Raw genomic sequence first — 20,890 nt, 5'->3', positions numbered from 1 at the left:
GGTGATGGGGAACTGGAAGAGGGGTTAGGCGGCCGGCTTATCCGGCGCGGGCATTCGGTCGATACGCTCGGTAGTGGGCCAGATGCGCCTCAACCTCGGCCGTGGTCATCAGGCCGGTGATGGTCAGGATATCAATGGGCACGCCGGCGCAGGCAATGCGGTTCTGTTCGGAGACGAGCGCCTGGATCAGTTGTGGGCGGGTCATGATCTGGGTTTCCGGCAACGCTTTTCGTTAACCTTAACGTAAATGATCATATTGGTTACGTCAACCGCTTTGTGCTATGGATAACGATAATAGTTATGATGGAGAAAGCAGTGACACTGACACCGGCGCAATGCCGGGCCGCCCGAGGCCTGGCTGATTTGTCTCAAGCGGAGCTGGCTACCGCATCGAATGTCGGCCTAAGCACGGTGAGGAATTTCGAGGCAGGGCGGACGGTGCCCGTCGCCAACAATCTTGCCGCAATTATCAAAGCCCTCGAAGCAGCCGGCGTCGAATTCATCCCTGAGAACGGCGGAGGTGCCGGTGTCCGATGGCGGGACCGACAGACAGCACCCGACCAGGGTAAAACCCCCGACGAGCTGACGAGCGAGAACGACGGATGAGAAACATTAGGGCGAGCCCGCCCGATCAAGCTCAATCTGATCGGCTCACGGCCATTATCGCTGCGGCACAGACGAAAGACTGGGAGCAATTCAGAGCGCTATCGGATCAGGCCTTTGTGAATGAAGCGGCCATGCGGGAGCAATTCGACGCAAGCTGTGCTTCTGCCGATTTCACACTGGTGCGAATCCCAGATACCGTTCGAGCCGTAAGGGACGGACGCAAGGGGACAATGCTCAGCATAGAAATTCCCAACGGCACCAGAGGCAAGCCGGGAATTATGCTGATGGTCTACGAGCCCTCTCGAAAGGACGGCATTCGAGAGTTTGGTATCTGGGTTTTCTCCGAGATACCCAATTTCGACTGAAGCGCGAGCCGGCCCTAGGCCATCGCTTCTCCACCGACCTCCTTCGCATGCCTAGTCGGCTCCGCGGGAAAGATGTGCCTTATCGCTCCAAGCTGCACCTTTAGACGAGTGCCCGCGGGGATGGGGACATGCTACCCGTTGCGTAGGAGGTGCCATCCTATGACAGTGGGCAAAGAATACTGGGAACCTCGGCGTCCCTTCCCAATTGTTTTCCCAGACTTCCCAGAAGAAGACTGTCCAGAAATCCCAGAAGGATGGGAGGACGCGTCCGTCGATACCGACATGTGCCCTTCTTGGCTGGTCGGTGGACTAAGGGTGTTTGTGGACTACATTGACGTTGGCATGCGATGGGTGGGCGAAGGACCCCGCTTTTCTGTCTGTGAGACGTATCTCTTTGTAGCAGACGACTTGTTTCAGTCTGACAACTGGGCAGATGTTGTGGCCTTTGTTGAGGTCCATCCCCTCTCTCAGACCCTAGGTATTTCCCCACAGTAAGGGTGGTTGGGCGGGCGTATCGAAGCTTGGCCCTTTGACGCCATCTTCCTTTTTGCCGCGAGCGACAATCCTAAGGCTGCCGTCCGGCAAGGGCCGCTGCATTGCCGGCACCTCGTTGGCCGGGGCTGTCATCCACCGCTCGATCTCTTCCTCGCTTCGCAAAATGACCGGCATCGCCTTTGGATGAATGGCGCCGACCTCCGCATTTGGTTCCGTCGTCAGAAAGCCGAACAGGTCATTGCTGGTCTCCCCTTCTCTCACCTTTCGCACGCTAGTCCAGTTGACCCAGATGCCGGCAAAGAAGGCGAGCGGCCGATCCTCGGCGAGCGCGAACCATATGTCCCCGCCCGCATCACGGTTGAACTCCGAGAATGATGTGAACGGAACGAGGCAACGGTTCTCGACCCCGAGCCAGCGCTGCCAGTGCTTGCTGCCGATGTTGCGGATATTGGTCGTGCCGGTGTCCGGCTCCATACGCAGCAGTTCCCGAAAGTCGACTGCCTTGCCCTTCGCCTCTAGCTTGGCAGCACGCTTCTTGGTCGCCTCCATGAGTGCGAGCTGAGACGACGGCATGCCCCACCGGGCCAACGCCAGCTCGCGAATTCCGTCGGGGGCGTTCCGCACAATCGGCGCAGGGTAGTCGGGGAAGATTCCTGGCATTGGCGGGAGATTGCCGGTCTGGTCCCGCATCGCTCTAGCGATTGCGCGGATGGCATCCTGGTTTCGGGTCATCGAGTAGAGGTTGCACATGCCACCGAGCCTATCGGGGCTGTGCAAAAAGGGAAGGCCTTCCGCGGAAGTCCGAACGCGAGCGTAGGATTCAACTCCTAGTCTCATTGACTCTCTTTGCGATGAGAACAAAATAGGAACATCGAAGTTGGAGAAGGGACATGGGCGACCCAGCCGTACCTATTTTGGATGAGGCGCAGGTTGCACTGGACGAGCGCATCAACAATCTGTTGGCGGCCCACAATGGCGACGCACGAGCCGCGCTCGAAACACTGCTGCTTGCAGTGGACATCCGGGCTAGCCGCATTTCGTATGGGTTCGTTAGCGGCACGCTGCCGGATCAGCCATGAACACCGAACCAGACCGACCGCTCTCGCCATGGGCGGTCTGCGCCCGGCTTCAGCAGAGAGTGAGCCAGCAGAAGGGCGCGCGAATCTCGCACGACACTGCCGACCTCCTCCTACGGGCATTGCGCGCCTATCTCGCCAATCCCAAAAGGGACAGAATCGCGGCCGTCATCTGTATGCGACACCACATCAAGCGTGAGCCTTGTCAGCCGCTTTGTCGCACCTGCCTGGCAACTGCCTGGGAGTTGAAATGTCTGATGCGCGGCGAAGAGAATTACTTCAGCGATGAATGGGAGCGCTGACACTCTGCGTTGCGCTCCGCGCATCAGCCGAGCCATCATTGCTTTCCAAACGCTGCTCAAGGCAAGAATCATGCGCACTGCCGTCCTGCTCGCATTCATGCTTTTTGCTTTGCCTGCGTCGGCCTCTGAAGTTCATGTCATCGACGGCGACACTCTCAGGGTCGATAACAAGACGATCCGGATATTTGGCATTGACGCACCCGAGGCCGGCCAAAGCTGCAGGAAGCCTGGCGGCGGGACATGGCAATGCGGTCAGGCTGCAATCAGCGAGATGGAGCGCGCCGTCGCAGAGGGCGCCGTCGCCTGCGACGACCGCGGATTGGACGTCTACGGCCGCACGCTCGGCATCTGTAGGGTCGCTGGGCTCGACCTCGGCCGCCTGATGGTGAAAGAGGGACTCGCTTGGGCGTTCCGCAAATACTCCACCGACTACGTGGAGGTTGAGGAGCAGGCGCGAGCGGCAGCCGTCGGGGTCTGGGAACAGGAGACCGAGGCGCCATGGGATTTCCGCGCGCACAAGTGGGATGTGGCGAAGCAGAAAACCCCTGAAGGCTGCCCGATCAAGGGGAACATCAACCGAAAGGGTGAGCACATCTATCACACGCCTTGGTCGCCTTGGTACGGCCGGACAAAGGTCAGCGTCGAGAAGGGGGAGCGATGGTTCTGCGGCGAGGGCGAGGCGATCAAAGCCGGCTGGCGAGCGCCCTATTGGGGTAACTGAGGGCCATAATTCAGGTGCGCATGAGCGGGCAGACACGGCCATTTTAGCTAACTACGCCATAGTCAACTTTTAATTATTCCGATCACAAAGTTTTTATTTCAATTTTTTAACTAATGTGCGCCTAATATCCCGCACCTTACGCTGGGTAAGGTAAGCAAACGGCGGGGAAAGGAATGGCAAATAACGCGGAATATATAGAGAGCCTAGCTCAAGAGCTTAGCATACTGGCACTGAAGGACGGGTTCATTGACTTATCCCTATTGCTTAGAATCGCCTCCCGGTATGCGGGGGCCAAGCGAAATGTCCGGCGAGATTTTGAATCTTCAGAAGATCATTTCTCAGCTGAGCAATTTGATACAGTTATGTGACACGGTGGATCTCCGTGTTACGCATGATGCATTGTTAACTGCTCGCGAAGAGGCAGAAAGACTCCTGAAAATCAGAACAGCGAACTGAGTAGAGCGGATGGTGGGAAGATGACACAAGCGACGTACGTCGACGTCATCATTGGGCGCAGCATCCGCTCGATTCGCATGGAGAAGTCCGTTTCCCAGGAGCGACTTGCTGCCGAACTTGGGATAACCTTTCAACAGATCCAGAAGTACGAGAAGGCGAAGGACCGGTTGAGCGTTTTCAGGCTCCTACAGATTGCCGACGCCTTAGAAGTGCATCCAAACGTTATCGCCGATGCGGTACTTGCCGACCTCCAATCCGAGTCGCCAGGCCAACCAGAACACTAGGCCAGCCCGCAGGAAGCTAGGCTGCACACTGATCATCCTCGCGGTCATCAAAAGCACCGGCAGCCCATTGGACCTGCGATACCTCTCGCCCGATTCCCGACCCCCATACAAATGGCGGCAGTTCGGGCGAACCCAACAAGGGCTCCCGGTCGGCATCCCCGTCCCAGGCATCCAGCAGCGCGACCAACTCATCGATGAGGGCCTGAGTTTGCCAGAGCCGGGTAATTTGGCGTTCTAGCTCTTTCTCGATGGCGCGACGCATGCTGGCCTCCACCACAACCGGATACACTCAAAATTAAACCATAGCGTGTATCTGGGTGCAATAGTCTGGCGCAATGGGCGTCTTGCAATCTCGCAGCGGGCATCATTCGGACGACTCCGGCAAGCCTCACGACGGCTGACGGCGATGCTTGGACGGCGCTGATCCAGTAAGGGCTCGCAGTGCCCTATCGGCCCGGCAAAGCGCCCAAAGCGGCCCGCATCGCGCATTGGTGCGGCAACTGAGAGTTGCCTCGCTCAGAGGACATCCGAGGTATCTTGGTCGAAAACTGTGTCGGAGCGCGACGGAAAGGCGTTGATCACCGCCCAGGGTGAATTACTGGCTGAAGCGTCCGCACATGATGCCTCCGCCGTGGTCTTATCGAGAACCGGACATTTCCTCAAAACTGAGGGAAAGCCAGACGCATCGAAAGCTGACCGGATTGCACATCGTCGAACATGGCTAAACCGGGCGCCTAAACGTCGAAATCGCGCAATAATTTGCAACGCGTTGCAGCTGGCAGGCGTCCCGCTACCCCGTGGGTATGCGTATTGAGCCGACATCCACCAGAAGCTGGACGACAGCCCACCAGAGAAGGATCGATACCGCGATGAGAGCTGCGTAGACGAAGGCGCGCGTCAACGCCGTTCTTGAAATCCGATACTCGTGCTGCTTTGGCATCGCATCCCCCGCGCTGCCGGCCAAGTCACGAGGCCCAGGATGAAGCAGAACTCAACAGTCCTCAAGAACACGACAGCTCCCGTCTCCGGTAAGGCATTGCGAAACCCCTCTATCGGAGGGCCGTCGGGCTGCGTATCGTTACCCCGCGTCATGAAGTGCGGGGGATTTGGATGTTCAGGGTAATCGCTTTGGTCGCCGCCGGTCTGGTTGCCTGCATGTCGAGCGCATCGGCATGGGACGGTACGGATGCGGACAGCGGCGCTTCGGTTGAAATCGATAGCGGCAATCTCGTGCGGGAGGGGAACGAAATCGAGGTCTACGACCACGAGGCCGGCGAGTATCGCACTCTCGAAATGGGCGACTGAGCGCCAACATCCCTGTAGACGCACCGACCTCCTTCGCTCGTCAGAATATAGAGCTTGAGCGGAATGCTGAGTTGGTGCGGAGGCACAAGGTCAGGGGGCCTTACAGAGAATGAGCAGCACTGCTACGCTTACTGTCCGTGACATCATAGAAGATCCCGCGAAGCAGGTTGTCGACTACGGCGCATGGCAGACAGGACCGGTACCCGCGTCAAAATTTCCGCTACGAAAGCAAAAGCGCCTAAAATACAGCCATACCTGGTCATGGCGGGTGATCAAGTTCGAGAGTGTTCAGCGTCAGTTTTTGGTGTTGCTCGTATTAAACGCCGAGATTGGCGCCTTCAGCGCGCGGCTTGCTATCAAGATGGGGGACGACTGGGCAATCATCTGCACCCACGAATTGCACCTGTCTCACAAAAATTGGCACTGCCACTTTGTATCAGGTGACGTTAACCGCACCAATCCCGGCTATTTGCGGGATAAGGAAAACACGGTATATTTTCCTAGTGGCGGCAAGGAGATCCCGTGCACGATCGAGTTTAATGTTACGCTCACAAATGCCATGCAGATTGCCGCTCGAAGGTACCGATTTGAGGTGCCGGATCAGGCCGAGATGGACTTATGAACTTCGAGCGGAAGCTCAACAACGCGTTGGCCAATGGATTTCGCGTTCGCGAGGTTCCGATGGGCTATGCGATTGTCTCTCCATTTCTCTGGCTGGACGATGGCCCAGTAACATTCTATGGCCGCGTCGAAGGTGGCCAAATCCGATTTGAGGATAGCGGCGATACGCTGGTGCAAATCGAGGATGCTATCGATCTAGGAAGCGAGGCTCGCTTACAGACCGTCCGGGATTTGGCCGGCTCTCATGGCCTGATATTTGACGAAGCCGACAACGCCTTTCGCTCTCAATGGGTGCCAATCGATAATTCAGACGCGGCGATTTTTTCGTTTCTTTCATTCATGAACCGCATTCAGGACGTCACTATGCTCACCCGCGAGAAGGTCGAGCATTCGTTTCGGGACGATCTGGTGGCTGCTGTTCAAGAGTTTTTCGAAGGGCGAGCCGACGTTCAAGAGAGAGCGGCAATTGCACCAGATCACGGCGAGTACGTGACTGATGTGCTTGTCACTGCGGCCAACGGCCGAAGCGCGGCTATCTACGCCGCGACAAGTGAGCCCAAGGCACTGGAAGCGCTATTGAGCGCGGAGTTGATCCAACGCGAGGGCATGCGCAACGTGACACCGTTTCTTGTCTACGAGGATCTATTGGCGTCCTCAGTCTCGAAGCGGACCCGCACTCGCACAATAAACCACGATATTCTCCGCTTGGGCGACTGGTCTGGTGGGAAGCGGGAAATTGTATCGAAGGTTCAGACGGCACTTGGGTCAATCGCTGCCTGACCTTCGCCCGCCCGCCCACCAACCAAGCCCGCCCCCTCCGGCGGGCTTTTTATTGGCGAGTAGCCTGCCTAGTCCGGAATGCCTCGATCATTGCGGACGTCACATCGCGGGGGTAGCAAATCGGCGAGGCGCCACCCGGCCGACTGTAGGCGCTTCGACTTCCACACCGCCGGCCGTTTCGCATGACGTCATCGGGGCAAGCGCAGGGCCGGCCGCTCGCGTAGTAGGATTGTCTGCTTCCGTTCACGAGCATGACGGCTATCGCCGCCGCGGTAAGGACACTCTCTATTCTCGGCTTTGCAATCTGCGGAGGCTTGGCCGGGGCTTTGAACCCGACCTCACCCGCCCAGCCTAGAATTGAACCATCGCGGGCGACCTCGATCCAAGTTCCGCTCTGCCGATGCCCGACCACCTGGTCCCCCAGGGCGAGCCTCCCGACAATCTCGGCCTTGTCTGACGGCGCTGAACGAACACGCAGGGCCTGTACCGTGACCGTAAGTGTCTTCGGCTCGATAGACTGCACCGCAGGCGCTGGGGCTCGATCAGTGGATGCGCGGGGAAGTTCGGATTTTAACGCTGCCGGCCGTGAAGGTTCCAGCAGGGATGAATGTGTTGGAGCGGCAGAAGGCGTCTGGCTTTTTTGCCCCGCCAAGGCGTAGACGCCCAAGCCGATCAGCCCGAGCACTATCGTCCCGCCAGACCCTCCCTTACGCCGCGCCATTGCCTCTCCCCCGAACGGCTGTGCCACGCGAGTAGTCTAGCAAACTCTACTCCAGGGAGAAGAAGGCGTTTCAATGCTGTCCTTTTCGTATCTTGCCGTATCGCCCCGAATCCTATCGTATCTACTTGTTTCAATTACGTAATTTCTTGCAATAGCCGCATTCTGCGCCCAGAATTGATGAACTGAAATCCAGTTCATTGGAGGCCCAGATGCCGCTGACATTCTCCATCTACTTACCGCCGGATCTTTCCGAGGCAGTGCGTGCGGAAGCCGACCGAAGGGGCTCTTCCGTCGCCCGCGTGTTCCGCGATTCCATCGTTTCAACGCTCGGTATCGAGAGCTACCGCGAGATTGATCGGCGCCGCCGCCCCCACGCAGGGAGGGCGAACTGATGTCGCTTTTGGACCTCTTCTCCGACAAGAACGAGAAGGCCGCGGCCGATGCGCTGAAAGCAGGCTACCAGACCGGGAAGACCGACGCATATGGCGCAATCGACAAGGGCGTTTCCGGCGCCAATGAAGACTACGCCGCCGCGCTCGGCCTCTATCAGCCCCTCGCCCAGACGTTCAGCAAGGGCTCGCAGACATACGCCGACGCCCTCGGCCTGAATGGTGCAGATGGCAACGCCAGGGCCACGAGCGCCTATCAGACAGGCCCCGGCTACCAGTTCGCCCTTGATCAAGCGCTGCAAGCCGTGAACCGCGGCGCGTCGGCTCAGGGGCAGCTCGGCTCCGGCCAGACGAGCCTCGACACCATGAAGGCAGCATACGGCCTCGCCGATCAGGATTACGGCAACTGGCTGGAGCGTCTGAGTGGGTACGACGGCAAGGCCCTCGGGGCCGCTGACAGCCAGTCGAACATCTACGGCGGCATGGCGGGCATGGACTACAACGCCGGCACGGCCAAGGCGAATTACGGCTGGAACGCGGCAACCGGCGCTGCCGGGGCCGAGGCTGACTTCCAGAAGGGCAAAGACGCAACCGGCGCGAACATCATAGGTGCGGCTCTTGGCGCCGGCAAAAGCCTCGCCGGCATGTTCACAGGCGGATTCACCCAGCCAACGGGGTTGATGTACTGATGGCCGATTACAGCCGATTTCTATTCGATGCCTTCTCAGCACCTGGCGAAGCCGTCCAGGAAAAGCGGGACTATGCCGCGAAGATGCAGCAGATGGCGGAAGGCACCCGGCGGTACGAGGAATCCGCCGCCCGCCAGATGTTCAACGATCAGTACAATCGCGAACGCGACGCTGTGAAGGACAAGCAGTGGGCGGACGAGTTCACGGCCAACCGCTCCTATCGAGACTCGATGCTCGGAATGCAGCAGCGCACGGCGGAACGGCTAGAGCGCCCGAACGTCGAAACTTTCTACGATGATCAGGGCCGCGAGACGAAGGGCATTTACGACCCGGAATCTCCGACTGGCTTCCGTCCGGTCGGCGGCGCGAAGTCGCCCACGGGCAATATCCCGAACGCGTATCAGCCTCGTCCTGAGGGCGGCTTGACGTTCATCCCCGGTGGCCCTGCCGACCCGGAGGTTGTTGCGCGGCTGGCTGGAGTCAGAGGCGAGGCCAAGCCGGGCCGGCCGCTGCCCGCCATGACCATCAAGGACCTCGGCACGAAGGGCCAAGCCGTCGACGACATGGGGCGTCTGACGGAAGGCTTCCAGGATGGATATGGGGGGTACGGGACCAGCTGGGCCGGCGACATCACCAACACGCTCGGGCGGAACGTCGGGGCTGGCTTTGGGGATCAGGCGAACTGGTGGCAGGACTACCAGACCCGCAAAAACCTGATCCGCAACCAGCTCTTCGGCGCAGCGCTCACAGCTCAGGAAAAGGGCGAGTTCGACAAGGCCGATATCAACCCCGGCATGACGCCCGCTGCTATCCGAAAGAACCTCACTCGTCAGCAGGAGTTGGCGACGAACGCCGCTCGCAAGATGGCAACCGCCTATGCGCAGCAGGGCTATTCGCGGGATGCCATCGAGGCGGCGCTCGGTATGTCGCTCGACGATATCGGCGGTGGCCCCAGCAGAAACAGCCGTCAGCAGCAGACACCCAGCTACCAGCCTCAGGACATTGAAGCGGAAATGCGCCGCAGGGGGATCATGCAATGACAGATCTACAGTCGCTTTCCGACGACGAGCTTCGCGACCTCTACGCCCGCAGCCAGAGCGGTGGAGGCGGAGGTGGTGGTGCTGGTGGCGGGTATGCGCCGCCTGATACCTCGTGGGCCGACCATCTCCCTATCGCCGGGAGCGGCAAGGATCAGTCGCACCTCGAACCGATGCAGGCCCGCCCGCTCGCCAGCCCAGGCAGCCAGGGGGCGGTTCCAAGCGCTGGCGGCCAAGGCCAAGCTGTGGCCGCCGCGCCCATCGACAACCACGATATGCTGGCCAGGGGCCGCAATCGGGTGTCGGGGGGGTTTGACGACATCGAGGCCCAGCCCCAGCGGCCCCAGCTGCAGGCAGGCCTTGAGGCGAAAGCCGGCGCTGCTTCGCTGCAGGAAATGAGCGACGACGATCTAAAGGCGCTCTATCAGCAGACGAAGGGGCCGGGCGCCGGCATCACGCGCAACGTCGCCGCCGGCATGAACAACGCGCTCTATGCCACGGCGGGCGCTCCGGTGGATCTGGTTACTTGGGGGCTCAACAAGGGCATTCAGGGCGTCAACGCTGCGACAGGCGCCAACCTCTCCCAGATCCAGAACCCCATCGGCGGCTCGCAGTCGATTGCCAACGCCTTCGGAACCATCGGGGTCGATGACCCGGCCAACGTCCCGGCCAACACGACCGGCGAACGCATAGCCCGCGGCGTCGGCGAGGGCATCGGCTACACGGTCGGCCCGCAGGCGGCAGTGGGCGGCCTCGCCAAGGCCAGCGCACTCTCCCCTGAAGCGACGGCCGCGGCCTTCAACCTTCTCGGCTGGCCGAACAGCACTGCGGCTGTAGCTGGGAATGCCGTGGCGGGCGGCGCAGCGGGCGGCGGCTCCGTGGCGGCTATGGAGGCCACCCCCGACCGTTACGACCCGCTCAGCGGCCTTGCCGGTGGCATGGCGGGCGGTGCGGTTGGCACGCTGGTGTCGGGTGTCCCCCGGATGATGGCCGAAGGCGGCCGGATCGTCGGGGATATGGTCGCCCCCATGACCCGTGGCGGGCAGGAACGACTAGCTGCCCAGACCATTCGGGACGCAGCAACCGATCCGCGCGCGGCAGCAGAGGCGCTCTCCAATCCCGGCGAGCTGGTACCGGGTTCGAAGCCGACGACCTTCCAGCAGACCGGCGACATGGGCCTCGGCGCCCTCGAACGGCGATATGCGACGCAGGACCCGGTGGCGTTCAATCAGCGCCGCGCCGATCAGAATGCGGCCCGCCTCGATTCCCTCGGCACGATCCAGCCTGAAGGCGATCCACAGGCCATCACGCAGGCATTCCGGTCGCGCCTTGCCGATATCGACAAGCAGACCGACGCCGCGTTGCAGACGGCGCTCCAGAGCGCTCGCAGCAAGGCCCAGGCACTCGGCGGCAACGGCTCGGCCGAGACCTATGGCGACACGCTGCGCACCTTCCTGCGCGACGCAGAGACCACGGCACGCCACAGCGAGCGGTCGCTTTGGAAGGCCGTTGACCCGGAGGGCAAGCTCGCCCTCCAAAGTGATAACGTCCGCTCCACCGCGGCCGACATCCGCAAGGAAATGCCGGAAACCGCCAAGCCAATGGATGGTGAGGAGGCCGCCATCTTTAAGGTCGCGGGCGAACTCAAGCCGGTCATCAGCTTCAACGCGATGTCGGCGCTCCGGGCGCGTGTCTCGACCCTGATGCGCCAGGAGATGATGACAAACGGTCAGACGCCGATTTATGCTCGCTTGTCGCGGCTTCGCGGCGCGGTTGAGCTGGATGTTGAGGGCGTCCTGACACAGAAGGCCGCGCAGGAGGCTGATGCCGTCGCCACCGGGGCGATGCGCGAAGAAGACACGATTGCTGCAGTCCTCAATAGGTGGGTGAGTGAACACGTCGAGCGGCAACACGTCGGGCGAGCTAGTGCGACAGGCATTGGAGAGGTTGCCGTTAGCGGATCGCGCGGTGGCCCTGCAGGCAATGGAGCGAGATTTTCGGGCGGCCGGCAATCTGGCGGTGCTCCGGGAGATCAAAGCTTACAAGGCGCTCCTGAACTCACCCCCAACTTCGACGACGCCGCCCGAGGCCGGCTGATCACTGCCTCTACCGGCACGAAGCAGCGTGCCCGAGATTTCAACGACGGCGCGAACGGCTCCATTCTCCGACGTTCTGGCGGCGAAGGCCCTTACCGCCTCCAGAACGCGGCCGTCCCCGAAAAGCTATTCTTCCCCGGTGGTCGATCGGCAGAGAACATCAAGCGCTTCCGCAAGGCGGTTGGCGATGACCGTGCGATGGGTCATCTGCAGGACTATGCCGTCAGTTCGATGCGGCGCGCGGCGGAGACACCGGAAGGGATCATCGACCCTAAAAAATTGGAAGGGTGGAAGCGTCGCCATGGCGAGGCCCTGAAGGCCTTCCCTGCCCTCAACGCCAAGTTTGCTGACGCTGCCAAAGCCTCCCAGGCCGCTATTGATGCCGGCGCCAACCGTGCCGCGCAGCTCGACGAGGCGCAGAAGGGCGTTTTCGGCAAGCTGATAGGAGCCGAACACCCCGACGACATCACACGCATGGTCGGCAGCGTCTTCGGGCGTCAGGATGCCAGGGCCATGATGGGTCAGCTTGCCCGGACGGTCAGTGGCAACCCCGAGGCCATCCAGGGCCTGCGGAAGTCGGTGGTTGACCACATGCTGGGCCGGCTGGTCTCGAATACCGAGGCGGCAACGAGCGGCCGGGCGCTCATGAAGTCGGACCAGTTCCAAAGCTTCATCAAGCAGAACCGGGCGGCGCTAAAGCGGGTCTTTGGCGAACACGAACTGGACCAGATGCAGGCGATTGCCGACGACCTGCAGCGTGCCAACCGCTCGATCAATGCGGTGAAGCTGCCAGGCGGCCCCGGCACGGCGCAAGACCTGCTCGCCGCGGCGAAGGGCGACAGCCGCAAAACGATCCTGTCGAAACTCGCAATCGCCGCCCTTGGATCGACAGCCGGCGGGCTCGGCGGTGGCGCTATCGCCATCCTCGGGGCGAACGCGGTCACCGCGGCGCGCAAGGCGGGGCTCAACAGCATCGACGACTTGGTGCGGGATGCGCTGTTGCACCCGGATAGGGCTGCCCTGCTGCTGTCCACGCGGCCATTCAAACCCGATACTGGACCGGCCGTCGCTCTCATGAAGCGCTATAGCCAGGCCTCCATCACGGGAGCCGCGACGACGCGCGACGACCTAAGCGAGGCCAAGCAGAACGATCCGTTGCAGGTGAAGGGCACAAAGCCGGCGAATTGGGCTGAAGCCATTCCGGGCGGCCAGGCCGGGGACGATCAAGCCGAAAGCACGGACTATGCACGCGCCTTGGGGTTGAGCCGATGAGCATGGACCCGACCCATTCCGCGGCCATCGAGCATCTTCGCCAACCTGAGGAGGATCAGGGCGACCCCTTCATTATCGCCTATGACGAGTTCCTGGTGGCTCGTGACCATGAGGCCGCGCTGGCGCAGGAATGCGAAGCCATCGCGGCGACCATGCCGGACAGCGTAAAGCGCAATCCGCGTGCGCTCCTCGGTGCCGAGCGGGAGGGCGAGCAGACGGTGGCAGTGTTCGCCAACAGCCACGAAGAGATTGACCAGGCTATGGACAGGATGCAGCTGGCGCCGGACCTCGGAGAGACGACCGATTTGACGGTGATCCAGTCATTTCGAGCGGCGGCACACGCAGCGTTTGACCTCGACGCGATATTGCTGGAGAGCGCCCGGCAACGGAGCGGACTGGATGACGCCCTGGCCCGGCATAGGGATGCCCTCGCGGAGAAGCGGGTAGCGCTCGACTACATGCTTTCTCTGACGCCTGTCACGCCGGAAGGCTGCGCCTGGCTGGCTCGTTTCGTCCACGCCGAGACGAACGCCTTTGGTCCGCCCGACATCCTCGCCAGGGCCGCGCACAATCTGGCCCGGGGGCTCAGCAGCATGGTCTTCGGCGACCGCTTTTGGCCGAAACCACACTAGGAGGCGTCTTATGAGCAAATCGAAATCCAAGGTCGTGCCGCTCCTCCCTGACACCACCCTGCCGATGCCGAAACCTGCCAAGCCAGCGCCCGGCCTGCTGACACAGAAAGCCATCCAAGAGGCTCGGGAGCACCAACAACAGCGCCAAGCGCCATTCAGGGTCAAGTTGACCGAGAAGGATGGCCAGCGGGTCATAGGCGCGCCTCACGACGATATCGACGGCTTCGCCTATCACTACCGCGCGACGTTCGGGACTGGCTCCCTGCATTTCGCAGACCGCCAGCTTTCACTGATCACCACCGTGCTCGGCCCTGATGCCGACGAGGGCACCATAAACGCCGCGCTGGCCTTTGTAGGCGGCCAGAAGCCCCAGGACGAGGTGGAGGCGGCGCTGGCCGTGCAGATGGCCGGCACGCATGAGGCATCCATGCGCCTACTGGCGACGGCAATGACGGCCAAGCACATCGACATGACGGAGCGCTACATCAACATGGCCACGAAGCTGCAGCGCACGTTCACCGCCCAGGTAGAGGCGATGAAGCGCTATCGCTCCAGCGGCGTGCAGACGATCCGGGTGCAGCACCAGAACGTTACCGTGGAGAGCGGCGGCCAGGCCATCGTCGGCGATGTCCAGCAAGGGGGAGGCCGGAGGGGGTGAAGGTCGAAATCGTGGACAACCCCATAGACCGTCTATCAGCTGCCCGGATTGCACCCCGTTGCACCGCGAGGGCGAAGTCGACCGGCATGCGGTGCGAGGCGCCGGCAGTGCGCGGGCGGGCGGTCTGTCGCTGCCACGGTGCCCACGGCGGGGCGCCTAAGGGTGCGGGCAACGGTGCATTCCGCCACGGGCTCTATACCGGCGAGGCCATCGAGACCCGTCGCCAGACGCGGGCGCTGCTTCAGGAGGCGCGCGAGCTGCTGGCCCAGTTTTAACAGCAGGTGGAGATCAAGCAGCGCTCTCTAGACGGTAATAGGTAGCCTAACCCCGAGAAGCTGTTCCCGAGCTTGCATGCCTTTGTCGGTCAAAACATAGCCGCGCACCCGGTTGGGTTCAGAAAAGTGGATCTCGATATAGCCGCGGGCCTCCAGGCGTTCTGCTGTCTCTATGCCAGCACCCTTGACCGTCCGTGCCTCAACTTCAATGCCGGGCCGGGAAAACTGGGTGAGCGCCGCGCGCTCGCGCTTGTTCAGTGGCGAATTTGGGATGGAGGCTCTCCATTCGGCCTTCGCTGCCTGATATTGGCGCCTAAACTCGTCGGGGTCGCCCCCGAGCATGTCAAGATACCGTTGGTGGGGTGTATCGTCGAGCCAGGTTCTATCTTGAACCGGGCGGTCATCAGGAGCCGAGCCGTCCATCGATGGCCATTCATTTAGATATGCCTCGACCTCCGAAACTAGCCACAGCTTTCGGGAGTGCCATTTGCGCGGCGGCGGGAGAGCGCCTTCCTCAATCATCTTGTCGACCGAACTAACACTCACGCCGATGGACTGCGCCACCTCAACTCGGCTTAACGCTAACCGGATCAAAGGTCGTCCGTAGCCTGTTTTCCCTGCCATTGCTTTGATTCTCTTGGCGCGCTCTCAAAATACCAAGGGGGGTTGTCCTACATGGGGGACAGATGAGCGAGCCCGATTCTTATCGGCGGATAAGGGCTGGGGCAGCTCCAGAGAACTTCAGGTGCCGCAGCAAACCGCACAAATCGCACACCAGGGACGGATAAGCAGACAATCCGGACACCTAAAAAAGGGGCCGCCCGCCCCGCGGAATAGGCGGGTCTACGGGAGCCATCCGGCAACCTGAGAACAGGCGCGCAAACCGGCTGCGGAGGCCAGTGGCAGGCCTTCTTGTGAAAGCGACTTAGATAGCCGGTGAGCGTCCCGTGGCCGCTGGCGGCCTCCCTACGGGGCGGGAACCAATAAACAAACGGGGAATAGCGGGTGGGGCCGGCTTCTACCGGGGGTAGCGGAGAGCGGCGATTCCGCACTCCGCCATACAGCGAAGCGCCGAAGCCCGTCTGCGAGACCCGTTGGCGATTTGCGCGCACTTACCCAAGGTCCACTATCTCATCCTCATCATCATCGAGGGGCCATTCGCTGAGGTAGGCCTCAATCTCCGAAACGAGCCAGAGTTTTCGAGAGTGCCATTTCCGAGGCGGGGGCAGTGCGCCCTCGCGGACCATCTTGTCCACCGAAGCCACGCTGACACCTATCGCCTCAGCCACTTCGGTTCGGCCCAATGCGATGCGGATCAGCGGACGGGCATACCCGGTTTTCTTCTGGGTCATTGATCGCCTCACCATTCAACGGTGGGCGACCAACCTAGCAGACGGATCTTCTTGGGCTGTAAAAGGGGGCTGGCCATTTCATATCGGCGGATATCGGACGGGCAGCTTCAGAAAAATTCAGGTCTACCGCGATGCATCGCAGCGGCGACGCATCGAGCCCCCGGCAATCCAGACAATCCAGACACCTGAAAAAGGGGGCGCGTTCTGGCCCGAGAACAGGCACGAGACAGAACCGAAACGCAGGCTGCCGCTCAGACGCATCTACAACCGATTGTCGAAACCGCGTAGCATGTCGTGGGGTCAATCTGTTTGGGGGGGTACAGCATGGACACACGAGATGCCGATGTCCTGGTCGTCGGTGCGGGTCCGGTTGGCCTCACCGTCGCATCGGAGCTCGCCCGCCATGGCGTGTCAGTCCGCATCATCGACAAGCAGGCGACCCCGCTTCCATTTTGCCGCGCAATCGGCGTGACGCCGCGCTCGCTAGAAGTGCTGGAGGATATGGGCGTCGCTCGTGAACTCATCGACGGCGGCATCTGGCTGAAGGGGACGCGCCTGGAAACGGACGGCGCGCCAGCCCGCGACGTCCTGCACGACTTCTCCGACCTACCCTATTCCTCGCTCGGCGTGCCGCAATATACGACCGAGGCCGTGCTCGCCCGCCATCTCGCGACCTTTGGTGTTGATGTCGAGAGAGGCGTCGAACTCGTCGGCCTCGCGTTGCAAGACGACCATGTCGAGATTGGACTGGGGACGGACGGCATCGAGACCAAGCATCGCTTCCACTATGTCGTCGGCTGCGATGGCGCACACAGCCTCGTCCGAAAGGCCCTCGCCATCAACTTCGAGGGCAGCGTCATGCCGCTGGAGTTCATGCTCGGCGACGTCAGGATCGACTGGTCTCTGCCGCGCGGGCTGGCCTTCCGCGCTACGCAAACGGCGGCCGATGCACCGCCCGATTTCATTGTCGCCATCCCGCTTCCGGGCCATGGCCGCTACCGCGTCTCGACGCTGGCGCCGGCCTCCACCGCCACCGCCACCGCCACCGCCACCGCCACCGAACAGAGTGGTGAATGGGCGCACGGCATCCAGGCCGACCGGCCCGGCCCGACGCTCGCGGAGTTACAGGCCGTTGCCGACCGGCTGCTCGAAACCCCGGCGGTGCTCTCCGACTTACGCTGGTCGTCGCGCTTCCGTATCAGCATGCGCCTTGCCGACGCTTATGGGGCTGGCCACGCCTTCATCGCCGGCGACGCTTGCCACATCCATCCCCCGACCGGCGGTCAGGGCATGAACACGGGCATCCAAGACGCCTACAACCTCGCCTGGAAACTCGCCCTTGTGGTACGCGGGCTCGCCGGGCCGAACATTCTCGAAACTTACGGCGCTGAGCGCCGCGCCGTGGCGGCCGATGTCGTCGCGCGCACCACCGAGCAGAGCCTCAATCTCGGCAAGTCGGGCGCAGCGCCGCCCAATCGACTGCAAGACACGCAGATTTTGGTCGACTACCGCGACAGCGCGCTGAGCCTGTCTAAGGGCAGCGGGCCCGTACCGGCGGGGCTTCGGGTTCCTGATGTCCAAGGCCTGCGGCGGGAGGGGCTGAACTTTCCGCTCCGCCTGTTCGACATTTTGAAGGGCACATCCTTTGTGCTGCTGGTCGCTGAAGGTAAAGACGATGCGGCCTGTGAGGCGGCCGCCGCGGTACTCGAAGCCAGATGGCCCGGCCTGGTCAGGGTCGTTTCCATCGGCGACAGGGCCGACGCGCAGCTTGAACGAGTCGAGGTCATTCTCGATGCCGAAGGGCAGTTCGCATCGGTTTTCGGCCCCTCGGCGGGCGCGGCTTGGCTGATTCGGCCCGACAAATATGTCGGCCTCGACATGGAAGCCTGGTCGCTGGAGACAGTTATCGCCTATCTCCAAGATGTTGTGAGCTGCAAGTAGGAAACGGTCCCTCATCGCCGGATCTGGGCTCGAAGACCCAATCGCTGCGCCAGATGGAGTCGTCACGCCCATTGCGCTCACTCGCTTCCTTCAAGGCCATAGCCTAAAGGCGACTGCGACAAGGATCCGTGATCTGGCACAAGAACCATGCCGACACCGTTTCACCGCATCGTTCCAAGCAACGTGCAGCTATTATAGACGGCGAGTTCGTCGGCCATGTCTGGCTCCTTGGAATGTCAACAAATGTGAACATTTAGGGGAGGCGCGGAGCTCGTGGCGACCAATCGTTTACTTCACCACCACCAGCCCCTTTCGCGCTTCTGCTTGAGTGTCAGACGCCCCCAGAAAAGGCGGGCGAAAAACCAGACGAAGTCGTAGGCGCGCAGGACGGTCACCACACCGATCAGCAACGCAAGTGCTAGCGCTGGCAAAAAGCCAATGCTCTCTTTCAAGATGGCGCCTCACACCTCAGCCCCGCATCTGGGCCTCCCCTTGGCAGATGGGTGACCGTCGCCAACTTTTCACCTGCATGTTGGAGGACCGGGGACCGTTCGCCGGCCCCAAAGCAGACCCTCGACTCCTAGCTAACGCGAGGACATGCTCTTCCTACGCTTAGGGGGAACTTGGATGAACCGTTTTCTGGCAGACACCCTGTCCGTTTTGAACGGGCTGTTCGCAATCATCATAGTCGGTGGCGCCGCTTCGATCGGCTATCGGTCGAACGGCCCAGGTGGGCTGATACTCGGTCTGCTTGCAGGGATAATTGTAGCGGCGTTAGCGTGTGGCGTTCTTGCATTTCTGGCGCTCATCGAAAGCCACCTGAATGTTCTGGCTGGCGGAAGGCCCCGCAGCATAGATTATCAAAGTCCTGAGCGGTCGGAGCGGACAGAACCTAGGCTCTGAATCAGACCCTCGACAACTCCATACCGCCACGTCATTCTCTCCCGGCTTGGGAGGGCAAATCGATGAAATCCATGATTCTGGTGGCCGTATTTTCCGGCCTGGCGTTCTCGTGCGCAAAAGCGCCTGAGAGTATCAGCGCGTCTTACGTCAGCGAAGTAGGCTACCAAGGTTACTCTTGCGCACAGCTCGCGCAGGAGACTGTCAGGCTATCCCAGGCGCTTTCTACCGCCTCGGCTCAACAGTCCAAGGCGAGAAGCAATGACGTTGCTGGCGTCATATTGATTGGCCTGCCGGTCTCAAGCTTGAGTGGCGACAACATCGCTCCCGAGATAGCCCGCTTGAAAGGCGAACAGGAAGCCGTCCGAAAGGCTGGAATCACGAAAAACTGCAAATAGCGGCGGGTTAGACACTATCCTGTTCTCGCTGGTGCTTCAGGAGCAGGCCATCATTACGATTGTCGTTGGCAAGCTTACGGCAGCCGTATGGAGCGCACTCTTGGTCGGCGGCCATAAAGCAGCTCAGACCTTGGCGTGAGGACCGCCTGTCTCCCTCACGCGCGCCGCGCACTTGCATGCACGTGAAGGCCGAGCCAGCATTGCACGTAAATCGCCTGCCGAGTCCACTGGCTGGCGTTTGGGGTGCTGCGGCCGCCCGGGTGGCGGCCGGCCTGCAAAGCGCCGTCAGCGGCTTCGGCTGACTCGGGAAAGTGCATATCGCACTGGCAGCCGCCTATCCAAAGCCCGGCGATCTATTGGCCGCACATCTCGTTGACGGCTTTGTAGATTGAGCCGAGGGCCGGCAGTGGCAAGTCCTTCGGGTTCCTCGCGAGCCAGGAGATTACCAAATCGTACAGCGTCGCACTGTTTATCTTGGCGCCAAAGACACAGGCACGGATCGCCTCGATCCTCGGATCGTCTGTGTCGACCACCAGCACGCGATCCTCGACCACCCCCAAGACATAGCCGGATGCAAAGGACGGGTCGGCTTGCTTAAACTCGGCGCCGGTCAACCCAGCCGCCGGGGACGCGACAAGAGCGAACGCAACCGGCACCACTAAATGCATCAGCCTCATCGCAAGCCCGTTGGAGTTTGCTGATTCAGATGCGCCGCTCTCATAAGGTGTTTTGTCCTTTGGAAAAGCCTCGAACGATCCAGCCAATCGCCCAACTGGCAACGAACAAAAACACCGACAGGGCTATCCACCCCAATCCTAACCAAAGGGCGTTATCGGCGCCGCTGTACTTCTCCCAAGGCCCTCTTGGTGTTGTTAGGTGGTTATAGGCCCAGCCTGCGAGCATGACCAAGCCGATCAGAAACGGGATGGCGCCTAGCACCACCCCGACGCGGCGAAACCCGACCGCAAAGTTCATCCTGGTTCTAACGCCCGCCGATGTAGTGGCTTCCCTTGCCGTGGCTGTTGTAGCCCCCGATGCGGATGCTACCCTTCCGTCCGCGCGCTTCCGCGGCGCTCTCGACGACGATTGTAGTAACGAACAGAACAACAATCGTAGCGGCGGCTATCCGTAGATAATTTCTCATCGGACTACTTCCCGCCGGGGCGGACCGTTGAGGCTCTGTCGCCGCAGCGTGAGCCATCCGAAGCGCGGTCATCGGAATAAGTGCAGTTGCCGGCCAAAGCCGCGCCAGTGCTCATCGCGCCTAAGACGAGCGCCAATATCAAAGTTCTCATGAAGTCCCCCCCAACCGCCCCAATAGGCGAATAACTTAGTTTGCCCGATACATTCCCTAAAGTCATCCGGGAACACGCGGTTCTAGCGACCGAAGGAATATTGCTTGGCCGCCACACAAACCGCATGCGTTGCGGCCGCCTGATCTGGGAACGCCCCCAGCTTGTTCCCGTCGTGGCCCACCGCCACGAAGTCGTGCGGACCAGACGGCTGGGTTGCTGGTGGC

26 protein-coding genes are annotated in these 20,890 nt (G+C 61.2%); 17 read left to right on the top strand and 9 right to left on the bottom strand.

Features of this window, described 5'->3' with window-relative positions:
* Nucleotides 1-37: 37 nt before the first annotated feature.
* Nucleotides 38-205 carry a hypothetical protein gene (locus OSH10_RS05070; protein WP_266330528.1) on the bottom strand — a complete coding sequence of 56 codons (168 nt, stop codon included), beginning with the start codon at nt 203-205 and terminating at the stop codon, nt 38-40.
* Nucleotides 206-300: 95 nt separating this feature from the next.
* Here OSH10_RS05070 and OSH10_RS05065 point away from each other — a divergent pair, with 95 nt between their 5' ends.
* Nucleotides 301-606: a helix-turn-helix domain-containing protein gene (locus OSH10_RS05065; protein WP_323181553.1), complete on the top strand. Its 306-nt coding sequence runs from the start codon at nt 301-303 to the stop codon at nt 604-606.
* Complete coding sequence (locus OSH10_RS05060; protein ID WP_266330526.1) at nt 603-971, top strand: hypothetical protein; 369 nt, start codon at nt 603-605, stop codon at nt 969-971. Before OSH10_RS05065 ends, OSH10_RS05060 begins: the two co-directional genes overlap by 4 nt.
* A gap of 474 nt (nt 972-1,445) precedes the next feature.
* Here OSH10_RS05060 and OSH10_RS05055 read toward each other — a convergent pair whose 3' ends face one another.
* Nucleotides 1,446-2,216, bottom strand: coding sequence for an SOS response-associated peptidase (locus OSH10_RS05055; protein WP_266330524.1), 771 nt, complete (start codon nt 2,214-2,216; stop codon nt 1,446-1,448).
* A gap of 140 nt (nt 2,217-2,356) precedes the next feature.
* Here OSH10_RS05055 and OSH10_RS05050 point away from each other — a divergent pair, with 140 nt between their 5' ends.
* The 4 genes from OSH10_RS05050 to OSH10_RS05035 all read left to right on the top strand — a co-directional run bounded on the left by OSH10_RS05050 (nt 2,357) and on the right by OSH10_RS05035 (nt 4,305).
* The gene (locus tag OSH10_RS05050) at nt 2,357-2,545 is read left to right on the top strand and encodes a hypothetical protein (protein WP_266330522.1); all 189 of its coding nucleotides are present in this window, start codon (nt 2,357-2,359) and stop codon (nt 2,543-2,545) included.
* The gene (locus tag OSH10_RS05045) at nt 2,542-2,844 is read left to right on the top strand and encodes a hypothetical protein (RefSeq protein ID WP_266330521.1); all 303 of its coding nucleotides are present in this window, start codon (nt 2,542-2,544) and stop codon (nt 2,842-2,844) included. Before OSH10_RS05050 ends, OSH10_RS05045 begins: the two co-directional genes overlap by 4 nt.
* A gap of 70 nt (nt 2,845-2,914) precedes the next feature.
* Nucleotides 2,915-3,565 carry a thermonuclease family protein gene (locus tag OSH10_RS05040; RefSeq protein WP_266330520.1) on the top strand — a complete coding sequence of 217 codons (651 nt, stop codon included), beginning with the start codon at nt 2,915-2,917 and terminating at the stop codon, nt 3,563-3,565.
* A gap of 476 nt (nt 3,566-4,041) precedes the next feature.
* Nucleotides 4,042-4,305, top strand: coding sequence for a helix-turn-helix domain-containing protein (locus tag OSH10_RS05035; protein WP_266330519.1), 264 nt, complete (start codon nt 4,042-4,044; stop codon nt 4,303-4,305).
* Between the two features lie 16 nt (nt 4,306-4,321).
* Here OSH10_RS05035 and OSH10_RS05030 read toward each other — a convergent pair whose 3' ends face one another.
* Nucleotides 4,322-4,567 carry a hypothetical protein gene (locus OSH10_RS05030; protein WP_266330518.1) on the bottom strand — a complete coding sequence of 82 codons (246 nt, stop codon included), beginning with the start codon at nt 4,565-4,567 and terminating at the stop codon, nt 4,322-4,324.
* A gap of 848 nt (nt 4,568-5,415) precedes the next feature.
* Here OSH10_RS05030 and OSH10_RS05025 point away from each other — a divergent pair.
* The 3 genes from OSH10_RS05025 (at nt 5,416) to OSH10_RS05015 (ending at nt 7,011) form a co-directional block, all read left to right on the top strand.
* Nucleotides 5,416-5,610, top strand: a complete 195-nt coding sequence (locus OSH10_RS05025) for a DUF5334 family protein (protein WP_266330517.1) — start codon at nt 5,416-5,418, stop codon at nt 5,608-5,610.
* 109 nt (nt 5,611-5,719) lie between these two features.
* The gene (locus OSH10_RS05020) at nt 5,720-6,232 is read left to right on the top strand and encodes a hypothetical protein (RefSeq protein ID WP_266330516.1); all 513 of its coding nucleotides are present in this window, start codon (nt 5,720-5,722) and stop codon (nt 6,230-6,232) included.
* On the top strand, nt 6,229-7,011 hold the full coding sequence (locus OSH10_RS05015; RefSeq protein WP_266330515.1) for a hypothetical protein: 783 nt from the start codon (nt 6,229-6,231) through the stop codon (nt 7,009-7,011). The genes OSH10_RS05020 and OSH10_RS05015 overlap by 4 nt, the downstream gene beginning before the upstream one ends.
* A 49-nt stretch (nt 7,012-7,060) precedes the next feature.
* Here OSH10_RS05015 and OSH10_RS22950 read toward each other — a convergent pair whose 3' ends face one another.
* Complete coding sequence (locus OSH10_RS22950) at nt 7,061-7,732, bottom strand: SH3 domain-containing protein (RefSeq protein WP_407660671.1); 672 nt, start codon at nt 7,730-7,732, stop codon at nt 7,061-7,063.
* Between the two features lie 209 nt (nt 7,733-7,941).
* Between OSH10_RS22950 and OSH10_RS05010 the strand changes: the two genes are divergently transcribed.
* From OSH10_RS05010 to OSH10_RS04985, 6 genes are read left to right on the top strand one after another with little or no spacing between them, the layout of a single operon-like run.
* Entirely contained in the window at nt 7,942-8,124 is a 183-nt protein-coding gene (locus tag OSH10_RS05010; RefSeq protein WP_266330514.1) for a hypothetical protein, read from the top strand.
* The gene (locus OSH10_RS05005) at nt 8,124-8,810 is read left to right on the top strand and encodes a hypothetical protein (protein WP_266330512.1); all 687 of its coding nucleotides are present in this window, start codon (nt 8,124-8,126) and stop codon (nt 8,808-8,810) included. Before OSH10_RS05010 ends, OSH10_RS05005 begins: the two co-directional genes overlap by 1 nt.
* Nucleotides 8,810-9,850 carry a hypothetical protein gene (locus tag OSH10_RS05000; RefSeq protein ID WP_266330511.1) on the top strand — a complete coding sequence of 347 codons (1,041 nt, stop codon included), beginning with the start codon at nt 8,810-8,812 and terminating at the stop codon, nt 9,848-9,850. Before OSH10_RS05005 ends, OSH10_RS05000 begins: the two co-directional genes overlap by 1 nt.
* Complete coding sequence (locus tag OSH10_RS04995) at nt 9,847-13,215, top strand: hypothetical protein (RefSeq protein ID WP_266330510.1); 3,369 nt, start codon at nt 9,847-9,849, stop codon at nt 13,213-13,215. The genes OSH10_RS05000 and OSH10_RS04995 overlap by 4 nt, the downstream gene beginning before the upstream one ends.
* Nucleotides 13,212-13,847 (top strand): hypothetical protein, encoded by a 636-nt coding sequence (locus OSH10_RS04990; RefSeq protein WP_266330509.1) that lies wholly within the window; start codon nt 13,212-13,214, stop codon nt 13,845-13,847. Before OSH10_RS04995 ends, OSH10_RS04990 begins: the two co-directional genes overlap by 4 nt.
* 10 nt (nt 13,848-13,857) lie before the next feature.
* Nucleotides 13,858-14,505, top strand: a complete 648-nt coding sequence (locus OSH10_RS04985) for a hypothetical protein (protein ID WP_266330508.1) — start codon at nt 13,858-13,860, stop codon at nt 14,503-14,505.
* Nucleotides 14,506-14,807: 302 nt separating this feature from the next.
* On the opposite strand, the gene OSH10_RS04980 is transcribed toward OSH10_RS04985, so the two are convergent.
* Complete coding sequence (locus tag OSH10_RS04980; RefSeq protein WP_266330507.1) at nt 14,808-15,404, bottom strand: helix-turn-helix transcriptional regulator; 597 nt, start codon at nt 15,402-15,404, stop codon at nt 14,808-14,810.
* Between the two features lie 488 nt (nt 15,405-15,892).
* Nucleotides 15,893-16,132 carry a helix-turn-helix transcriptional regulator gene (locus OSH10_RS04975; protein WP_266330505.1) on the bottom strand — a complete coding sequence of 80 codons (240 nt, stop codon included), beginning with the start codon at nt 16,130-16,132 and terminating at the stop codon, nt 15,893-15,895.
* A 324-nt stretch (nt 16,133-16,456) separates the two neighbouring features.
* Between OSH10_RS04975 and OSH10_RS04970 the strand changes: the two genes are divergently transcribed.
* Nucleotides 16,457-18,073, top strand: coding sequence for an FAD-dependent monooxygenase (locus OSH10_RS04970; RefSeq protein ID WP_266330504.1), 1,617 nt, complete (start codon nt 16,457-16,459; stop codon nt 18,071-18,073).
* 293 nt (nt 18,074-18,366) lie between these two features.
* Here OSH10_RS04970 and OSH10_RS04965 read toward each other — a convergent pair whose 3' ends face one another.
* Nucleotides 18,367-18,525: a hypothetical protein gene (locus OSH10_RS04965; protein ID WP_266330503.1), complete on the bottom strand. Its 159-nt coding sequence runs from the start codon at nt 18,523-18,525 to the stop codon at nt 18,367-18,369.
* A 513-nt stretch (nt 18,526-19,038) separates the two neighbouring features.
* Between OSH10_RS04965 and OSH10_RS04960 the strand changes: the two genes are divergently transcribed.
* Complete coding sequence (locus OSH10_RS04960; protein WP_266330502.1) at nt 19,039-19,371, top strand: hypothetical protein; 333 nt, start codon at nt 19,039-19,041, stop codon at nt 19,369-19,371.
* Nucleotides 19,372-19,724: 353 nt separating this feature from the next.
* On the opposite strand, the gene OSH10_RS04955 is transcribed toward OSH10_RS04960, so the two are convergent.
* Together OSH10_RS04955 and OSH10_RS04950 are read right to left on the bottom strand one after the other, a co-directional pair.
* Nucleotides 19,725-20,039 carry a hypothetical protein gene (locus tag OSH10_RS04955; RefSeq protein ID WP_266330501.1) on the bottom strand — a complete coding sequence of 105 codons (315 nt, stop codon included), beginning with the start codon at nt 20,037-20,039 and terminating at the stop codon, nt 19,725-19,727.
* A 49-nt stretch (nt 20,040-20,088) separates the two neighbouring features.
* Complete coding sequence (locus OSH10_RS04950) at nt 20,089-20,346, bottom strand: hypothetical protein (protein WP_266330500.1); 258 nt, start codon at nt 20,344-20,346, stop codon at nt 20,089-20,091.
* Nucleotides 20,347-20,890 lie beyond the last annotated feature (544 nt).

Origin of the sequence: Kaistia defluvii, from assembly GCF_026343955.1 — a bacterium.
In the GTDB taxonomy this organism is placed as follows: Bacteria; Pseudomonadota; Alphaproteobacteria; order Rhizobiales; family Kaistiaceae; genus Kaistia; species Kaistia defluvii.
The sequence above is the reverse complement of the archived record's forward strand: the minus strand, read 5'-3'. Positions and strand labels throughout refer to the sequence as shown.